General features: G+C 34.1%; 13 protein-coding genes and 1 pseudogene. 5 read left to right on the top strand and 9 right to left on the bottom strand.

Annotated features, from left to right (window positions below):
• Positions 1-139: 139 nt before the first annotated feature.
• From F5ESL0233_RS08540 to F5ESL0233_RS08530, 3 genes and pseudogenes are all read right to left on the bottom strand, one after another.
• Positions 140-613: pseudogene (locus F5ESL0233_RS08540) on the bottom strand (tyrosine-type recombinase/integrase).
• On the bottom strand, positions 561-965 hold the full coding sequence (locus F5ESL0233_RS08535; protein WP_370448350.1) for a hypothetical protein: 405 nt from the start codon (positions 963-965) through the stop codon (positions 561-563). Before F5ESL0233_RS08535 ends, F5ESL0233_RS08540 begins: the two are co-directional and overlap by 53 nt.
• A 7-nt stretch (positions 966-972) precedes the next feature.
• A complete protein-coding gene (locus F5ESL0233_RS08530) occupies positions 973-1194 on the bottom strand; it encodes a hypothetical protein (protein ID WP_370448342.1) in 222 nt (73 codons plus the stop codon).
• Positions 1195-1835: 641 nt separating this feature from the next.
• On the opposite strand from F5ESL0233_RS08530, the gene F5ESL0233_RS05330 reads away from it, so the two are divergent.
• On the top strand, positions 1836-2165 hold the full coding sequence (locus F5ESL0233_RS05330) for a GNAT family N-acetyltransferase (protein ID WP_199692577.1): 330 nt from the start codon (positions 1836-1838) through the stop codon (positions 2163-2165).
• Between the two features lie 770 nt (positions 2166-2935).
• Here F5ESL0233_RS05330 and F5ESL0233_RS05325 read toward each other — a convergent pair.
• The 3 genes from F5ESL0233_RS05325 to F5ESL0233_RS05315 form a co-directional block, all read right to left on the bottom strand.
• Complete coding sequence (locus F5ESL0233_RS05325) at positions 2936-5341, bottom strand: Xaa-Pro dipeptidyl-peptidase (protein WP_122059126.1); 2406 nt, start codon at positions 5339-5341, stop codon at positions 2936-2938.
• Positions 5342-5421: 80 nt separating this feature from the next.
• A complete protein-coding gene (locus F5ESL0233_RS05320) occupies positions 5422-5790 on the bottom strand; it encodes an arsenate reductase family protein (RefSeq protein ID WP_122059124.1) in 369 nt (122 codons plus the stop codon).
• Between the two features lie 99 nt (positions 5791-5889).
• On the bottom strand, positions 5890-6927 hold the full coding sequence (locus F5ESL0233_RS05315) for a PTS sugar transporter subunit IIC (protein ID WP_122059122.1): 1038 nt from the start codon (positions 6925-6927) through the stop codon (positions 5890-5892).
• Positions 6928-7337: 410 nt separating this feature from the next.
• Here F5ESL0233_RS05315 and dhaK point away from each other — a divergent pair, with 410 nt between their 5' ends.
• From dhaK to F5ESL0233_RS05295, 4 genes are all read left to right on the top strand, one after another.
• On the top strand, positions 7338-8333 hold the full coding sequence (gene dhaK, locus F5ESL0233_RS05310) for a dihydroxyacetone kinase subunit DhaK (RefSeq protein ID WP_118896298.1): 996 nt from the start codon (positions 7338-7340) through the stop codon (positions 8331-8333).
• Positions 8334-8345: 12 nt separating this feature from the next.
• Positions 8346-8930 (top strand): dihydroxyacetone kinase subunit DhaL, encoded by a 585-nt coding sequence (dhaL, locus tag F5ESL0233_RS05305; RefSeq protein ID WP_122059121.1) that lies wholly within the window; start codon positions 8346-8348, stop codon positions 8928-8930.
• Positions 8927-9298 (top strand): dihydroxyacetone kinase phosphoryl donor subunit DhaM, encoded by a 372-nt coding sequence (dhaM, locus tag F5ESL0233_RS05300; protein WP_122059119.1) that lies wholly within the window; start codon positions 8927-8929, stop codon positions 9296-9298. The genes dhaL and dhaM overlap by 4 nt, the downstream gene beginning before the upstream one ends.
• A 73-nt stretch (positions 9299-9371) precedes the next feature.
• Positions 9372-10091 (top strand): MIP/aquaporin family protein, encoded by a 720-nt coding sequence (locus F5ESL0233_RS05295; protein WP_122059118.1) that lies wholly within the window; start codon positions 9372-9374, stop codon positions 10089-10091.
• A gap of 429 nt (positions 10092-10520) precedes the next feature.
• Here F5ESL0233_RS05295 and F5ESL0233_RS05290 read toward each other — a convergent pair whose 3' ends face one another.
• From F5ESL0233_RS05290 to F5ESL0233_RS05280, 3 genes are all read right to left on the bottom strand, one after another.
• Complete coding sequence (locus F5ESL0233_RS05290; RefSeq protein WP_122059116.1) at positions 10521-11648, bottom strand: site-specific integrase; 1128 nt, start codon at positions 11646-11648, stop codon at positions 10521-10523.
• A gap of 123 nt (positions 11649-11771) precedes the next feature.
• On the bottom strand, positions 11772-12482 hold the full coding sequence (locus F5ESL0233_RS05285; RefSeq protein WP_158593135.1) for a DUF3862 domain-containing protein: 711 nt from the start codon (positions 12480-12482) through the stop codon (positions 11772-11774).
• A 62-nt stretch (positions 12483-12544) separates the two neighbouring features.
• The gene (locus tag F5ESL0233_RS05280; protein WP_158593134.1) at positions 12545-14152 is read right to left on the bottom strand and encodes a DUF4041 domain-containing protein; all 1608 of its coding nucleotides are present in this window, start codon (positions 14150-14152) and stop codon (positions 12545-12547) included.
• Between the last annotated feature and the right edge of the window lie 116 nt (positions 14153-14268).

The following is a 14268-nucleotide window of genomic DNA, read 5'->3' as shown; positions in this document are numbered from 1 at the left end:
GAAAGTAAGTTGCTCTTTCAAAATGATCAGAATCTAATTATCGCTTCGGGGAAAAGGAAGGTAGGGTTTTGGAATAACTGATTGAAATGAGACTCGAAAGTTAGATTAGACACTTGCTTGCAATCCAAGGAACTTAATGCTACTTAATTTTATTTAATGCTTCTTTTTGTTTTGATTGGCCAATATGCGTGTATAAATCTGTTGCACTAGTATCTTTCTGCCCCAATTGCTGTGATACAAGAACTTGATCTTTAGTCTCTTGATATAATTCTGAAGCAAGTGTGTGACGTAACTTATGCGGTGTAATTGGTCGTCCCAACGTTGTTGAATATTTTTCAACAAAACGTTCAATGGTAACAGACGTTATACGCTTGTAATTTTCGCGATATTTAGTTAGAAACAAACTTTTTTCTTTCCTATTTTTTTGTATATAAAAATTCTATCTTCATAATAAGGACGAATATAATTTTATTGTCCATTCAGCAATTGGTACAGCATCTCTCTGGCCACCTTTGCGAGAAACATTAAGCATTTCATCATCAATATTGAGATCATTCACATTAGTATTGGTAGCCTCTGAAATACGTATACCTGTTCCTAGTAAAAGGGTAATGATTGCTATATCTCGCCTTTTTATGAATTTTAAAATTGCCGCTAATATAACTATTAACTTGAGTTTCATATTTAGTATTCAAGAAATCTAAAAATTCATGTTTAAGATTTTCTTGATATATTTTACGCTCAATTTCATGTTCTCGGTAATTAAGCGTCTGGTAGTTGGGGAGAGATTCTATTTTTTTCATTACATTACGATAAAAATACGGCTCTCCATTGTTATTATCTGCTGTAATTGTAAGATAAGTATATAACGAACGTAAAGAATTAATAGTACGATTTATCGTAGTAGGGTTGTTATACGTACCATGTGAGTTTTTAGTATTCTTCAGATAATCAATACAAAGCATAACATCTTCACATTTTAAATCTCTCAAGCAAGTTCAATAATATATCTTTATTAGTTTGGACATTAGCTATGCCTGAAGAGCGTAACCAGTCAAAAAAACGCCTAATTTCAGTTAGATACTGATATTTCGTAGCTAAAGAAAGATTTTTATTTATATTAAATTCTTTTACATAAAAAGGAAGATGAGCCACTTCTTTATCTATAAAGGTAGCATAATCAGATTTTTGCATATTAATCCTCATTTAATTACTTTTTCTTGTAAAATTTCAGTTTGTTCATTCGAAGAACGATAATAGCGGTCTGGAAGTTTCAAAAATACCAATTTGTTTATCACATTTCTATGCCGTTTTTGAGATGAAATGTGATAAGTGCAGTTTCATAGTTTTCATTATCAAGGGATAAGTGACTGTATCCCCTACATGATAAAATTTACGCAAATGCTTTAATTGAAGCATAGGTAACTCGTTTATACCTTAATTTTCTTTTTCTTAAATTAGTTTATATGTAAAATGTAACAACTCGAACTAATTAATTCAGGAAAATTATAGAAAGGCAAGATTCCAAATTAATGCTTTTTACTAAAGCTGTTGAGATTATTATATAGGCAATCATATCATAGTTTAACATTAGCGAAATATTTAGGCTTAAATCAAGAAGCCAGAGAATATCTTTGAGATTTGATTTTTTGCACACGGGTACTAAAGGCAAATAACCTGACTTCAGGGTTAGGCAAAAAATTTCTATCTTACTAGTAGATGATTGAGCTTAGTATAAGGTAAAATTATTGGCTTGTAAGTTATATATTATTGATAATATAATTAAAATTATTAATATTTAATAGATTTTACAACAAAAAGCAGAAGGTGAAAAAATGAAATATAAAAAAATAACACAACTAACTCAAGCAAATGCAGACCAGATTGCTAGAAAATGGCATTACAGTGGCCAGTATGATTTTTATAATATGGAAAATGACCCAGAAGATTTTGAAGAAATAATCACTTCAAGGTTACGAGGAAATAAGTATTATCAGGTTTTAGATGATAAAGATGAACTTGTGGGGTATTTTTGCTTAGAAAGATTGTCAGAAAAAAAGGTGGAAATTGGTTTAGGATTGAGACCAGATTTAACTGGACAAGGGTTAGGAATTAAGTTTTGTAAAAGAAATCGAGGCATTTGTACAAAAAAATTTCAATTATAAAATGATCCTTCTGTCAGTGGCTAGCTTCAATAAACGTGCCATTAAAGTTTATCAGAGAGCAGGATTTAAAAAAGAAGGTTCTAAAATGCAAAAATCAAATGATGGCATATATGAATTCATTAACTTAACTAAAAAATTTTAGGATATCAATAGTAAAACTTCGAAATTGCTTTAACTTCGAGGTTTTATTATTTATTTTTGGGCTGAATGATCTTTGAAAATGTAGAACAGACCAATTAGCATAATAACAACTAAAATACTTATCAAACTTGGCATGATATGATTGAATTTAAATTTGTACGCGATTAAAGTATAAAGCAGTCCTATTATCGAAAATGTTAAGATTAAGCCGCCTCGGTTTTTTTAGCGAATTTAAAAATTGGCCAATTATTAAATTTTTTTGCTAGGACATAAAGTAAAAATATCAGGACGATGTAACCAATTTCTTTATACATAATTTTATCCTTTCAATTATTTCTAAAATTAAAGCGCTTTATGCGTTTATATTGCTATATTTATTGCTAGTTGTCAATTAAATATTGGTAGCACTTTTTAAAGTTATGCAGGTAATGCTTGTATTTTTGTGGCACTAGTTAATGTTTTTAGTCTTTGCTTTACGTAAGATGCTCTATTTATTTTGGTATTGCTGAAATTTAAAGTTAATCAATATTAATTTAAATACATTACTAGCACGTAAAAATAAGAGAAAAGAAGAATAACCGTTAGCCATAAAAGCTAACGGTTATTAAAATTAATTTAATCAAGAACTATTATGATTGTTGATTAAACCTAATTTCAGTTTGCGTTAAATCAACTGTGTAAGTTGTGTCTTCAAGTGGCCGCTTGGTCATGCCTTGATCAGTTGAATAAATTATCAGACATAAGCGACTTTGAACTGGTAATTTGTAGTAAGTTGGCTGCAATTGAAATTCCAAGTCATAAAATTGGTTTGCCTCAATCGCCCTTGGCTTTTTCAAATCAGCATAATTTTGTAAGTTCATGTGCCCCTTAGTGATTAATTTAGCGGGCGTTACTTTATCGGGCATAAATTCTTGCAAAGTATCGGTTCCAAAACGATAGCCTAATTCTTGCCCTCCAGGCATAATCAAACGGGGAGTGGGAGTTAATCGCTTACGCTCGCCTAATTCTACGAGGGCAACTGATAATTGCCCTTTATTAAGATTAGATGAAACTCGCATTTTTACCGTTGGTCGTCCCACTATAGTGACCGGGTGGATAAATTCTTCAGTGGTAAAACGTAAACTGGCTTTGGTCCACTTTTTAGCACCACTAATAAATTGATTTTGCCAATCGTTTTCAGAAATTTTAGCCTTTTTAAATTCCTTTCCCCCAACATCAGTAAAGGCAAGTTGCTTTTGACCATTGCCGTCTTTTTGTAATTGACCATCATCGGTTGGGTAGTAAGTTGATTCATGACCGCAATCATTACTCCAGTCTTGTTCTTGATGCCATGTGTCAGCTTCTAAGTTATCCTGAATCATTACCTGTGGCCATTGCTTATACGCCTGATTTTCAATACCTAACAATTCGTGCACGAACCATAAGTTCATCAAGTCAGTAAAATCGATTGAAACCAAGTTATTCATATTGTAGTGTGGGCCTTGATGTAAAAAGAGGTGGTGTTCAATTGGTAAATTTTTAACTTTTTGCCAGATTTTATAAACATTTTTGGGTTTAACATTCCAGTCATTTAAGCCGTGCACACTAATCCATGAGCATTTAATTTGGTCAGTATGATGGCGGTAATTACGGACATCCCAAAAGTCAGAATATTGCCCCGTTAGGCGATCGGCTTTTGCCAACAGAGTTTTTTGCATTTCGTCATATTTGGGCTTGATTTTGAGATAGTCACCGGCATCCCAGAGATTAGACTGACAAGTTTCAGCTAGCATATCTAAGTCTTCTCCTTGACAAGCTTCGGGTGCAATTACTAAACCATGTTCACGGTAGTAGTCGTACCAAGAAGAAATGGCGGCTTCTGAAACAATCGTTTTGAGTCCAGCTACTCCAGTTGTCGCTAGTGCAATTTGTAAAGTCCCTAAGTATGACCGTCCAGTCATTCCGATGTTACCATTGCACCAATCAGCTTTAGTTTCGTGCTTTCGAGTGCGGTCGGTATAAGCAATTCGATCACCGTGTAACCATTCGATAACAGCTTTAGCACTTTCAGTTTCTTCAGGCCCTCCTGTAATGCGCAGGCCATCGCTACCACGAGTACCAATTGCTCCAGCCACAACGCTAGCAAAGCCGCGAGCAAGCATATATTCATTTAACGTATAAGGTGCTTTATTTAATGCTCGTTCAGTTGCTGGATTTGCGTCAGTATTGCTACTAGTGGGTGCTTTAGCCTTGATATGATTGGCGGGCTGGTACTGAGGATTAGACCATATAGTTGCATCAGTTAAGTTTTCATCAACACTATGGTTACGCTTTTCATTAGCAATTACACCACCAAAATAAGGATCGGCAGTATAAAGTGCAGGGACGGGCATTTTAGCACTTTCACTAGGTCTAAAAATGGTGGTTTGTAATAAGTCGGAGTGACCATCACCATCTGTGTCGAGATCACATTCAACGTAAACTACTTCGCAAATGACTTTACTGGTATCAAAGACTGGTTGACTTTTGCCATTGAATAAAACAAATTCATTTTGCGGTAATTCGTCTCGCCGGTCAAAGAAATAGCCCTTGCCAGCCATTACATCAAGTAATATTTGCCCATTTTTAGTACGAGTATTTAGCAACCGATAAAAAGCTCCAATCAAGTTGGCGGAATTATCAATTTGACTTACAGTTGGTAAGGCTTGCTTTTTCATAAATTTTAAGGGATTATCTAAATCATAATCATACTGAACGTGATAACCCAATAGTTGTAAAGCAACATTGTAAAATTGCTCAACTGAAATTTTTTCTGGTTTATTAGTTAGAAAATCTGTCAAGTTTTGGTTACTCGATACGGCAAATTCAGTTAATTTAGCTTTACGGGCGTCTTCATCTTGTGGATTAACTTCAGCTAGAACATTGGCAACCATTGTAGTCAATAATTCACTAAAAGTTAGTTGTTCAAAATTAACCGGTAAAAATTTAATATTAAGCAATTCCTTTACTTGTGTCTGGTAATCAGTTTCTACATAAGCATATTGATTGTATTTCATGTATTTCTCCTTTTTATTTACTTATTTTACCTGTTATCTTTAAGATATAAAAGTTATGCTTACAAAACAAGAGCAGACCATTAGGCCTGCTCTTGTAACCAAGTATTTTGGTAAAGATCCTCATTAAAACCACAGGTTAATTGGTCATTACCAACAACCAATGGACGTTTAATTAATTTACCATTTTGAGACATCATCTCGGCGGCTTCCGAAATCGACAGTGTACTAACTTTATCTTTAAGATGCAGTTGCCGATAATCTTGACCGTGTGTATTGAAGAAATACTTTAAACCGCGATCTTGATATTGGGTTAACCAACCCATCAAATCTTCCTTTTTAGGTGGCTGTTCCACCAAGTCTTGAAAGTCAATTTTGACATGATGGTCAGTTAACCATTTTTGTGCACTACGCGATGTTGAGCAACGCTTGTAACCATAAAACTTAATCATTTTAATAACCTTCTTTTATTTGAATGATAATTAATTATACCAATTACCAACTACCAATGTTAAGCAAGCACACTGAGACTCTTTTTGACTAGGGGGTTTTTATTTGAAATCAAGTTTGAAATCTTGACTACTAAAGAAATGCAACCTGTTATTACAGATATAGTTAGCAATTAGACCAAGAGCAATTGGTAGAATAAAGAAGAGAAGTGTAATTAAAATTATTGAACCAAAATCATTTGTCCTGCCTGTCATTGCTGCAATCGGGCCAATCAATCCAGAAAAACCAAAACCTGCACTCATTGGAGTACCAGCAATTTTGAATATTGCACCCAAGCCGCCCATAATTCCGGCGTTAATCATTAAAGGAATCAGTAATTTAGGTTGCGTGATTAAATTTGCCATTTGCATTTTTGGCGAACCTAAAAAATGTGCAATTGAAGTACCAAAAGAGTTAGCTTTCCAGCCAAAAATAGCCAAAGCAAAACTAGCCGCTGTGATTCCTAGATTAGCAGAACCTGCAGCAATTCCAGAAATACTAATTGCTGTAGCAATCCCGACAGAAGAAATTGGCGAAACAATTAACAGAGCAAATACAATACCCATTAAAATACCCATAATTATTGGTTGTAAATTAGTTAAATGTTCAACCCCCACGCCAATAAGCGCAGTTAGTTGGCCAATTGGACCTCTAGTTAAACACCCAATTCCACCAGCAACCACTAAAACAATTAAAGGGACTAGTAAAATGGTGTAAGCTTTAAGCTTTTGGCCTAAAAATAAAACCAGTCCGTAAGCTAGCATGATTGTAATTGCAGTATTAACGACATCACCATTACCAACAACCATAATTTTTCCATTTTTCATCATAAAATTACCGGCTCCAGCGACCGCAGCCAGGGCAATTGAAGCAGTTTGAATCGGGGTTAAGTTACCAGTCATTCCGACGCACCCAGCACTAATTACGGGTAAAAGTGCTGCAGCAAAGGCGGTTAATACTAAGATAAAATTGAGTTGGGGCCAAATTGGTAAAAGGGCTTTAGTTAATTGCCCAATTAAAGCTCCTGGAATTAGGGCTACAACAATACCGATTGACAAACCATTCAGTGTATCAAAAGTGATTTTTTTGATAGTCTTCATAAATTTCTCCTAAAAATAAAACTCACACAACTGACGACAATTGTGTGAGTTCTTTATTAAGAAGTAAACACTTAAGACTTTGACACAATTGCCGTAGGCCAGTGTGTCAAATAAATGACAAACTAGGCATTTAGTTTGAAAAACCAAAATACCAAAAATAATATTTAACTTGTGGTTGATTAGTTACGTTGCTAGTCGTCATAATCGTTAACCTTTCATAAATATTTAATCAGTATCATACTAAATTGCAGAGAAGATTTCAAGTTAAAGCTAAAAAGTAATTTAAAAAATAGCTTAGCTATCAATGTAAAGTTATTAATTTTTTTATAATATATCATTACCACAGATATTGAAAACGTTTTCTGTTATACTTAGTATCGTAATCAAAATTATTAAAGGGAAAGCTTATCATGAAAAAAATAATTAATAATCCAGCTGATGTTGTTTCAGAAATGTTGTCTGGAATGACTAAGGCGTATCCACAAATTCTTACTCCCATTCCAAAAACTGCAGCCGTAATACGCTCAGATCAAGCTTCTATGGTAAATAAAGTTGGACTTGTCAGTGGCGGAGGTTCAGGACATGAACCGGCTCATGCTGGCTTTGTCGGCAAGGGAATGCTCACAGGTGCAGTTTGTGGTCAAATTTTTACTTCTCCAACACCTGATCAGATTTATGAAGTAATTAAAGCAGCTGATCAAGGACGCGGGGTCTTTTTAGTTATAAAAAATTACTCTGGCGATGTAATGAACTTTGAAATGGCCAAAGATATGGCTGAAATGGATGGAATTAAAGTTGACTCAGTTATAGTTGATGATGATATTGCAGTAGAAAATAGTATGTACACGCAAGGTCGTCGTGGAGTTGCCGGAACAATTTTAGTTCATAAGGTTTTGGGAGCAGCTGCGCAAGCAGGAACTTCCTTGCCAGAAATTAGTCAGTTAGCGCAAGAAATTTTGCCAAATATTAAAACTGTTGCAGTTGCTCTATCTGCGGCTACTAATCCCGAAACAGGGAAACCAGGTTTTGAGTTAAAAAACGATGAAATTGAATATGGTGTCGGTATTCATTCAGAGCCAGGCTATCGCCGGGAAAAAATAAAATCATCGCAGGCATTAGTGACTGAACTTGTTAGCAAAATTGACCAAGAAATACATTTTGACTCTCAAAAGCAATATGCGGTTTTAGTCAATGGCTTAGGGGCAACACCATTAATGGAACAATATATATTTAGTAATGACTTGATAAATAATTTAGCACAAAAACAGATAAGGCCAGTTTGGATGAAAGTTGGCAATTATATGACCTCAATCGATATGGCGGGAATTTCGCTTACGGTTTTTGAATTACAAGCAAAACAGTGGTTAGAGTATTTAAATGAGCCAGTTGAAACTATTGGTTGGTAATAGGAGATAAAAATGACATTAACGGTTAATAATTTGATAATATGGATGGCTAAGTTTGCGGATAAAATAGCGGTTAATAAGCAATTCTTAAGCGATTTAGATACTCCAATTGGTGATAGCGATCATGGCTTTAATATGGATCGCGGGATGCAAGCTGTCATGGCCAAATTAAAAACGGAACCGGCAAGTTTGCCAGAAACCTTTAAAGTTATTGCTATGACACTAATTTCTACGGTTGGCGGTGCTTCAGGTCCGCTTTACGGTACTGCTTTTTTAGAAATGGCCAAAAAAAGTAGTACTACCACTGATTTAGTCGATCTACTAACAGCTGCTTTAAATGGTATTGAAAAACGTGGTGGAGCTGAGCCGGGTGATAAAACGATGGTGGACGTTTGGCAAGCAGTAATTCCAGAAATTAAAGCGCACACGCTCACGGAGAATAAAATTGCTAGTGCAGTTGAAGCTACTAAAGATTTAGTTGCTAAAAAGGGACGTGCCTCATATCTAGGTGAAAGAGTCAAGGGTCATGTTGACCCAGGGGCACAATCAAGCGCATATCTGTTCACTGCTTTATTAGAAACTGAAGGTTTATTATGAAATTAGGCATTACATTAGTCTCGCACGTTCCTGAACTTGTTATAGGATTGGATAAGTTACTTGCTCAAGTAGCAAGTGACGTTTCAATTACAAGCGCAGGTGGGAGCAGTAGTGATGAAATTGGCACGAGCATGGATAAAATTTTAACGGCTTTTTCAACTAATCAAGCTGAAGAAATTTTGGCTTTTTATGATTTAGGCAGTGCGAAAATGAATTTAGAAATGGCTACTGAAATGACTAATAAAAAAATTCATTTGTATGATGTTGCTTTTGTTGAAGGAGCATACACTGCAGCATCACTTATTCAGGCTAGTGTTGGGCTAACTGAGATTGAACAGCAATTAGCACCTTTAAATATTAAGAATTAGTAAAACTTTGAATTGTTATTTGCATCGTACTTAGGGTATAATTAAAACATTCTAAAATAGAAAAGGAAAAATTATGCATAATAGTTTAATGATGCAACTCATAGGTGAGTTTATAGGAACAGCTTTTGTTGTACTACTTGGTGATGGAGTATGTGCAGCTGTTAACTTGAAAAAGTCAAAAGCAAATGGCGCAGGCTGGATTGCGATTGCTTTAGGCTGGGGGCTAGCTGTGACACTTAGCGTATATTTTGTAAGCTGGTTAAGTCCAGGGCATTTTAATCCGGCAGTTACAATTGCCATGGCTACAGCAGGTAAGTTTGCTTGGTCGTCAGTTTTGCCCTATATTATTGCCCAAGTAGCAGGTGCTTTTGTTGGTGCAGTAATGGTCTGGTTAACATATTATCCTCATTGGGCCGAGACTACTGATCAAGAATTGATTTTAGGAACATTTAGTACTGAACCGGCAATTAGAAATTACTTTTGGAATTTCTTTGCGGAAGTAGTGGGTACTTTTATCTTTATTTACGGCTTGTTAGCTTTTACTAAAGCTAACATTCCTGCTAATTTGAATCCCATCCTTGCAGGATTGTTAATTGTAGGTTGTGTTTTCTCAGTTGGGGGAATTACAGGTTATGCAATTAATCCTGCTCGTGATTTTGGTCCTAGATTAGCCCATCAGCTTTTACCGATTGCTAATAAAGGTAAGTCGGATTGGGCTTATAGCTGGGTGCCAGTAGTTGGTCCAATAGTAGGTGGCCTGCTAGCAGCTTTGTTGTTTAAGGCTATAGCTTAATCTTGAGCTCTTTTATATAATATAACTAAGCAAAAATCTTCAGAATCTAAAGTTTCTGAGGATTTTTTGTTTAATTAATTATTTTGATTTGTTCAGCAATAACAAGCTTGCAACATCTTTACCAATATGATTGCTGTTGAACTAAGAACAATTATTCTGGTTTTTAATACGATCCATTTTTTAGGCGTAAGCTGCAATAGATTTTAATTTTACAAAAAAAGTCACTCTTCACAGAGTGACTTTTATGTTAGCCAAAACATTAGCCAACTTCAAAATCAATAAATACCTAAATGCTGGTATAGCAGATAAAATATTGATAAAAATCAATAAAAATCAATAAAAATGATCCGGGTGGTCTTTATATGGGTAATTAAAATACTGTTATAACAGTATTTTAAAGCGTTGATGTTAGCCAAATGTTAGCCAACTTTATGCAAGATGCAATTTTTGCGGTTGATCCATTGAATCTAATGCATTTGCAAGTATTTTCTGTTGCGTGGCTTTCATCTCATCAATCATGTATGAATAAGTATCCATCGTAATTCCTAAATTGGAGTGGCCGAGCCTTTTACTAATTTCATACCAGTCCACGTGATGAGCAACCAGATATGCAACGTGGCAATGACGCAAGCTGTGAAAATGAAAACCTTTCTTAGATATATTTGCCTCTTTCAAGCGATATCTCAGAGCCTTATTTAGAGCGTTATCAGTAGGTAGTTCACCATTTGGTTTTGCGAAAATGAATTCTTGATTATTTTCCTTAAGTTCATTTAATGTATTTAATAAAGACTTTGAAACATAAATTACTCTTTTTGAACTTTCATTTTTAGGCGGCTTAATTTTTTTAGATATGTAATCGTATGACTTGCTAATTTTGATAGTTTGCTTTTTATTGTCAATATCAAACCATTTAAGCGCCAAAATTTCGCCCGCCCTCATTCCTGTCTCTATTGCAGTTAAAATCGCATAAGGAGTCGTATGCTTTCGATTCAGACTGCTTTGGGTAACCTTAAGTAAAGACTGAATTTCTTTAATTGACAAATATTCAATATGTCGTGCCCTTGTTTCATTCCAGACTTCGTTAATTCGATTAGTAAAATTTTGTGGAATAATACCTTCTTCATGTGCATCTGAAACACATGATTTTAGAATACCATTTAACTTTTTAATGGTTACTTTAGAATGATTTTTACCATATTCGTTGATAAAATTTTGATATACAGAGCGATTAATATCATTTATTCTAGTAGTACCAAAATATTTTTTAACCACATTGCTAATATAAGTATATCTTCTCTTGGTACCATCTGTTTTGCCTGGGATGCGATACGTCATTGCCCATTTCCAAAAATAATCAGCAAAAACTGGATTTTCATTTGTAATATTATTTTTGTTTTTGGCTAAAGTCTGTTCGTTTTCCCATTTTTTTGCTTGAGCCTTAGTTCTAAAACCACCTTTGGTTTTATATTTTTTCTTTTTACCAGATTTAGCATCTGGATCGTTAATATACCAGGAAACCTGTACGGTCCAGCTATTGCCACGTTTATAAACGGTCATATTTATTTCCTCTTTAAAATTTGCTAAAATAGGGTAGACAAAAAGCTTTTGTCTACATTGATAAGCCTTCAAGAATAGTTTTCCAGACGAGTTCTTAAAGGCTTTTTGTGTTGCTTATTTTAATTAGTTATTTAACCCTGTTTCTGATTTACCAGTAAGCCTTGAACCGGTAAAATCTAATGCAACACTAGAACCAACACCACCATCAATGCCTGTATACCAAGTATAAGTAGTTTTGTAATTACCCAAAATTAAAGATTGCGTAATTTCATCAGGTAAACCAAATTTATTTGTTACTTCATCAGCAGTTGTACTGTTTGATAACTTTTTATAAGCCTTGCGAGTAAACTTATTAGCTGGTCTTTTCCATCTAAAATCAGTTAAGGACGACCTAACCACTTTGTTATTAACAAATATAAAAGTAAGTGTCATATCATCATATTCCCATTTTGCAACCGTGGTTTCTATGCCTGAAGTTTCACTGTCATAATTTTTAGATGGTCCGGATTGGAGAGACTTTTTAACAGATGTGTAGGTAGATCCTCCTTTACCATCTTGCATAAGATCACCAACTTTGATTTTTGTATAAATTTGAAATAATGCCATATTATTTTCTGTCGTTTTATCACCTAATTTGTCAGAAATCAATTTAGGCTTAGATTTTCTTTTGGATTTTTCCTCTGTTTTCGTAGCACTATTAGAGGTGCTGTTTTTACCAGCCCAAAAAACGGCTCCTAGTAATCCAATAAAAGCAATAGCGATAATTATCCAAAACCAAGTCTTTTTATAAAAAGGTTGGTTGGTAGTTTTACTCATTTTTTGTAAATTATTCATATTTTTTCCTTCAAATAGATAATCCGCCATAGGTTAAAGCTATGGGCAGAAAATTTAATATTTTACATTACAGCACTAGTAGCAGTTTTTTCTTTTTCATGCTCTTCAATATACAAGGTATCACGATACTCATAAGCATCAGGATACTCATTAAAATCAAAAGTTAATTCCTTGTGTTTAGCAAGAACTTCCTTGATTTTATTCATAGGTACCTTAAAGTATTCTTTACGTTTATTTACGCGATTAACACGATATTCTTTAAAGTAAGTATGTAAACTAGATTCTAAGCTGAATGCATCTTCACTGAATACTAAAGCATTAACATCAAATTTAAATGGTACAGAAGCATTTCCTAATTCATTAATGCGATCCATTGGGTCTAATCTACGAGTTACTCCGATTTTATATACATCTTTACCAAATGAACCAATATTAGAAATTATATAAACATAACCAGCTGTAGGATTGGCTGCTCTATCTTGTAATTTTTCTTTTCTCTCACGAATATTATTAAGTTTATCTTGTAATTCTTGTAATTGATGTTTAAGAGCTAACACCTCAGATGTATCTGTAGTCGTGCTTAATTTGTCAGCTATGCGATCTTTTGCTTGAGTAAAGTGAGCTTCATCTTTTTCGTATTTAGCACGTTCTGATGCAATTTCACGCTGTAATTTCTTTTCCTCACGCTCTCGTTCACGTTGCTCTCGTAATTGCTCTTTTTCTTCTTCTTTTTTCAATGCATATTCGAGACCAATATGAGCTTCGTCCAATTTACTGTCAAGATAATCAGTGGTAAGGCGGATACCATTAGGCTCATTTAATTTATTTAACTGTGCAAATGATGTATTTATTCTTTTTTCAATAGTTTCAATATTAGATTTTGTTACCTTGTTAATGGCTGCTTCACATTCACCGTTAAAGGAGCGGAGTAATTGTTTTATATTTTTCTTCTGCATGGATTTTCCCTTAGCTAAAGAGCCATTCATGGTCATAGGTTCGAATATTTCGGCTGCTATTTCATTACGAATCATTGTTTTTTGATTAGATCGAACTTCAGTCAGTTTACCTTTATAAGTACTTGAATTCGAAAATTCATAACGTGGTTTATAGAGACCATAGCTTTCGTAATTTATTTCCTCAGACAAGTCTACAATTTGGTTATTTAATTCGTCTACCTTGGTATACAGTGAGTTTATAGTAGTTGTAAGTTGTTTTTCTTTATTCTGCTTAGTCTTAATTGTTTTATCTAATTCATTCAATTCAGAATTCTTTTTTTCAATAAGAGCATCAAGTTCAACAGGTTTCATTTGCTGAACGCTCAATTTAAGCTCATTTTCTTTCTTTAAATTAGCATTTTCAGTCTTTAGGTTTATAATTTCTTCTTTTAATTCTCGAACATGAAAAATATCAAAAAAAGAATTTGCTTTATTTGAAGAATCGCTTACTTTTTGGTTTTCACTATTTGAAGATTGGTTTGGAATATTAAGCAAGTTGTTTATTTCAACAATTGTATGAGATTGAAAATAATCATTCATTTTAGCTTGGCTTGACTTTTTCAAAAGCTGAGTTTTAGTAGCACAATTATTACAAATTATGCCATCTTTTAAAACATATTGTGATGACCATAAGCCTATTTTCTTACCGCATACTCCACAGTGCTTTTGTTTCATTTTTACCTCTTTTAGCATTAAAAACTATGATAAAATTATATATAGTAAGCGTTATTATTTTAAGCGTATTGTTATATTAGCTTTCAAGATTCAACTGTCAACCCGAGTCTTGAAGG

This window comes from Lactobacillus sp. ESL0233 (genome assembly GCF_003692995.1).
GTDB classification, from domain to species: domain Bacteria; phylum Bacillota; class Bacilli; order Lactobacillales; family Lactobacillaceae; genus Lactobacillus; species Lactobacillus bombicola.
The sequence above is the reverse complement of the archived record's forward strand: the minus strand, read 5'-3'. Positions and strand labels throughout refer to the sequence as shown.

Excerpts from the sequence above, each read along its gene's own strand:
- F5ESL0233_RS05330 (WP_199692577.1), top strand. The coding sequence starts at position 1,836 with ATGAAATATAAAAAAATAACACAACTAACTCAAGCAAATGCAGACCAG.
- dhaM (WP_122059119.1), top strand. The coding sequence starts at position 8,927 with ATGAAATTAGGCATTACATTAGTCTCGCACGTTCCTGAACTTGTTATA.
- F5ESL0233_RS05325 (WP_122059126.1), bottom strand. The coding sequence starts at position 5,341 with ATGAAATACAATCAATATGCTTATGTAGAAACTGATTACCAGACACAA.
- F5ESL0233_RS05285 (WP_158593135.1), bottom strand. The coding sequence starts at position 12,482 with ATGAATAATTTACAAAAAATGAGTAAAACTACCAACCAACCTTTTTAT.
- F5ESL0233_RS05315 (WP_122059122.1), bottom strand. The coding sequence starts at position 6,927 with ATGAAGACTATCAAAAAAATCACTTTTGATACACTGAATGGTTTGTCA.
- dhaL (WP_122059121.1), top strand. The coding sequence starts at position 8,346 with ATGACATTAACGGTTAATAATTTGATAATATGGATGGCTAAGTTTGCG.
- F5ESL0233_RS05290 (WP_122059116.1), bottom strand. The coding sequence starts at position 11,648 with ATGACCGTTTATAAACGTGGCAATAGCTGGACCGTACAGGTTTCCTGG.
- F5ESL0233_RS08535 (WP_370448350.1), bottom strand. The coding sequence starts at position 965 with ATGCTTTGTATTGATTATCTGAAGAATACTAAAAACTCACATGGTACG.
- dhaK (WP_118896298.1), top strand. The coding sequence starts at position 7,338 with ATGAAAAAAATAATTAATAATCCAGCTGATGTTGTTTCAGAAATGTTG.
- F5ESL0233_RS05280 (WP_158593134.1), bottom strand. The coding sequence starts at position 14,152 with ATGAAACAAAAGCACTGTGGAGTATGCGGTAAGAAAATAGGCTTATGG.
- F5ESL0233_RS05320 (WP_122059124.1), bottom strand. The coding sequence starts at position 5,790 with ATGATTAAGTTTTATGGTTACAAGCGTTGCTCAACATCGCGTAGTGCA.
- F5ESL0233_RS05295 (WP_122059118.1), top strand. The coding sequence starts at position 9,372 with ATGCATAATAGTTTAATGATGCAACTCATAGGTGAGTTTATAGGAACA.
- F5ESL0233_RS08530 (WP_370448342.1), bottom strand. The coding sequence starts at position 1,194 with ATGCAAAAATCTGATTATGCTACCTTTATAGATAAAGAAGTGGCTCAT.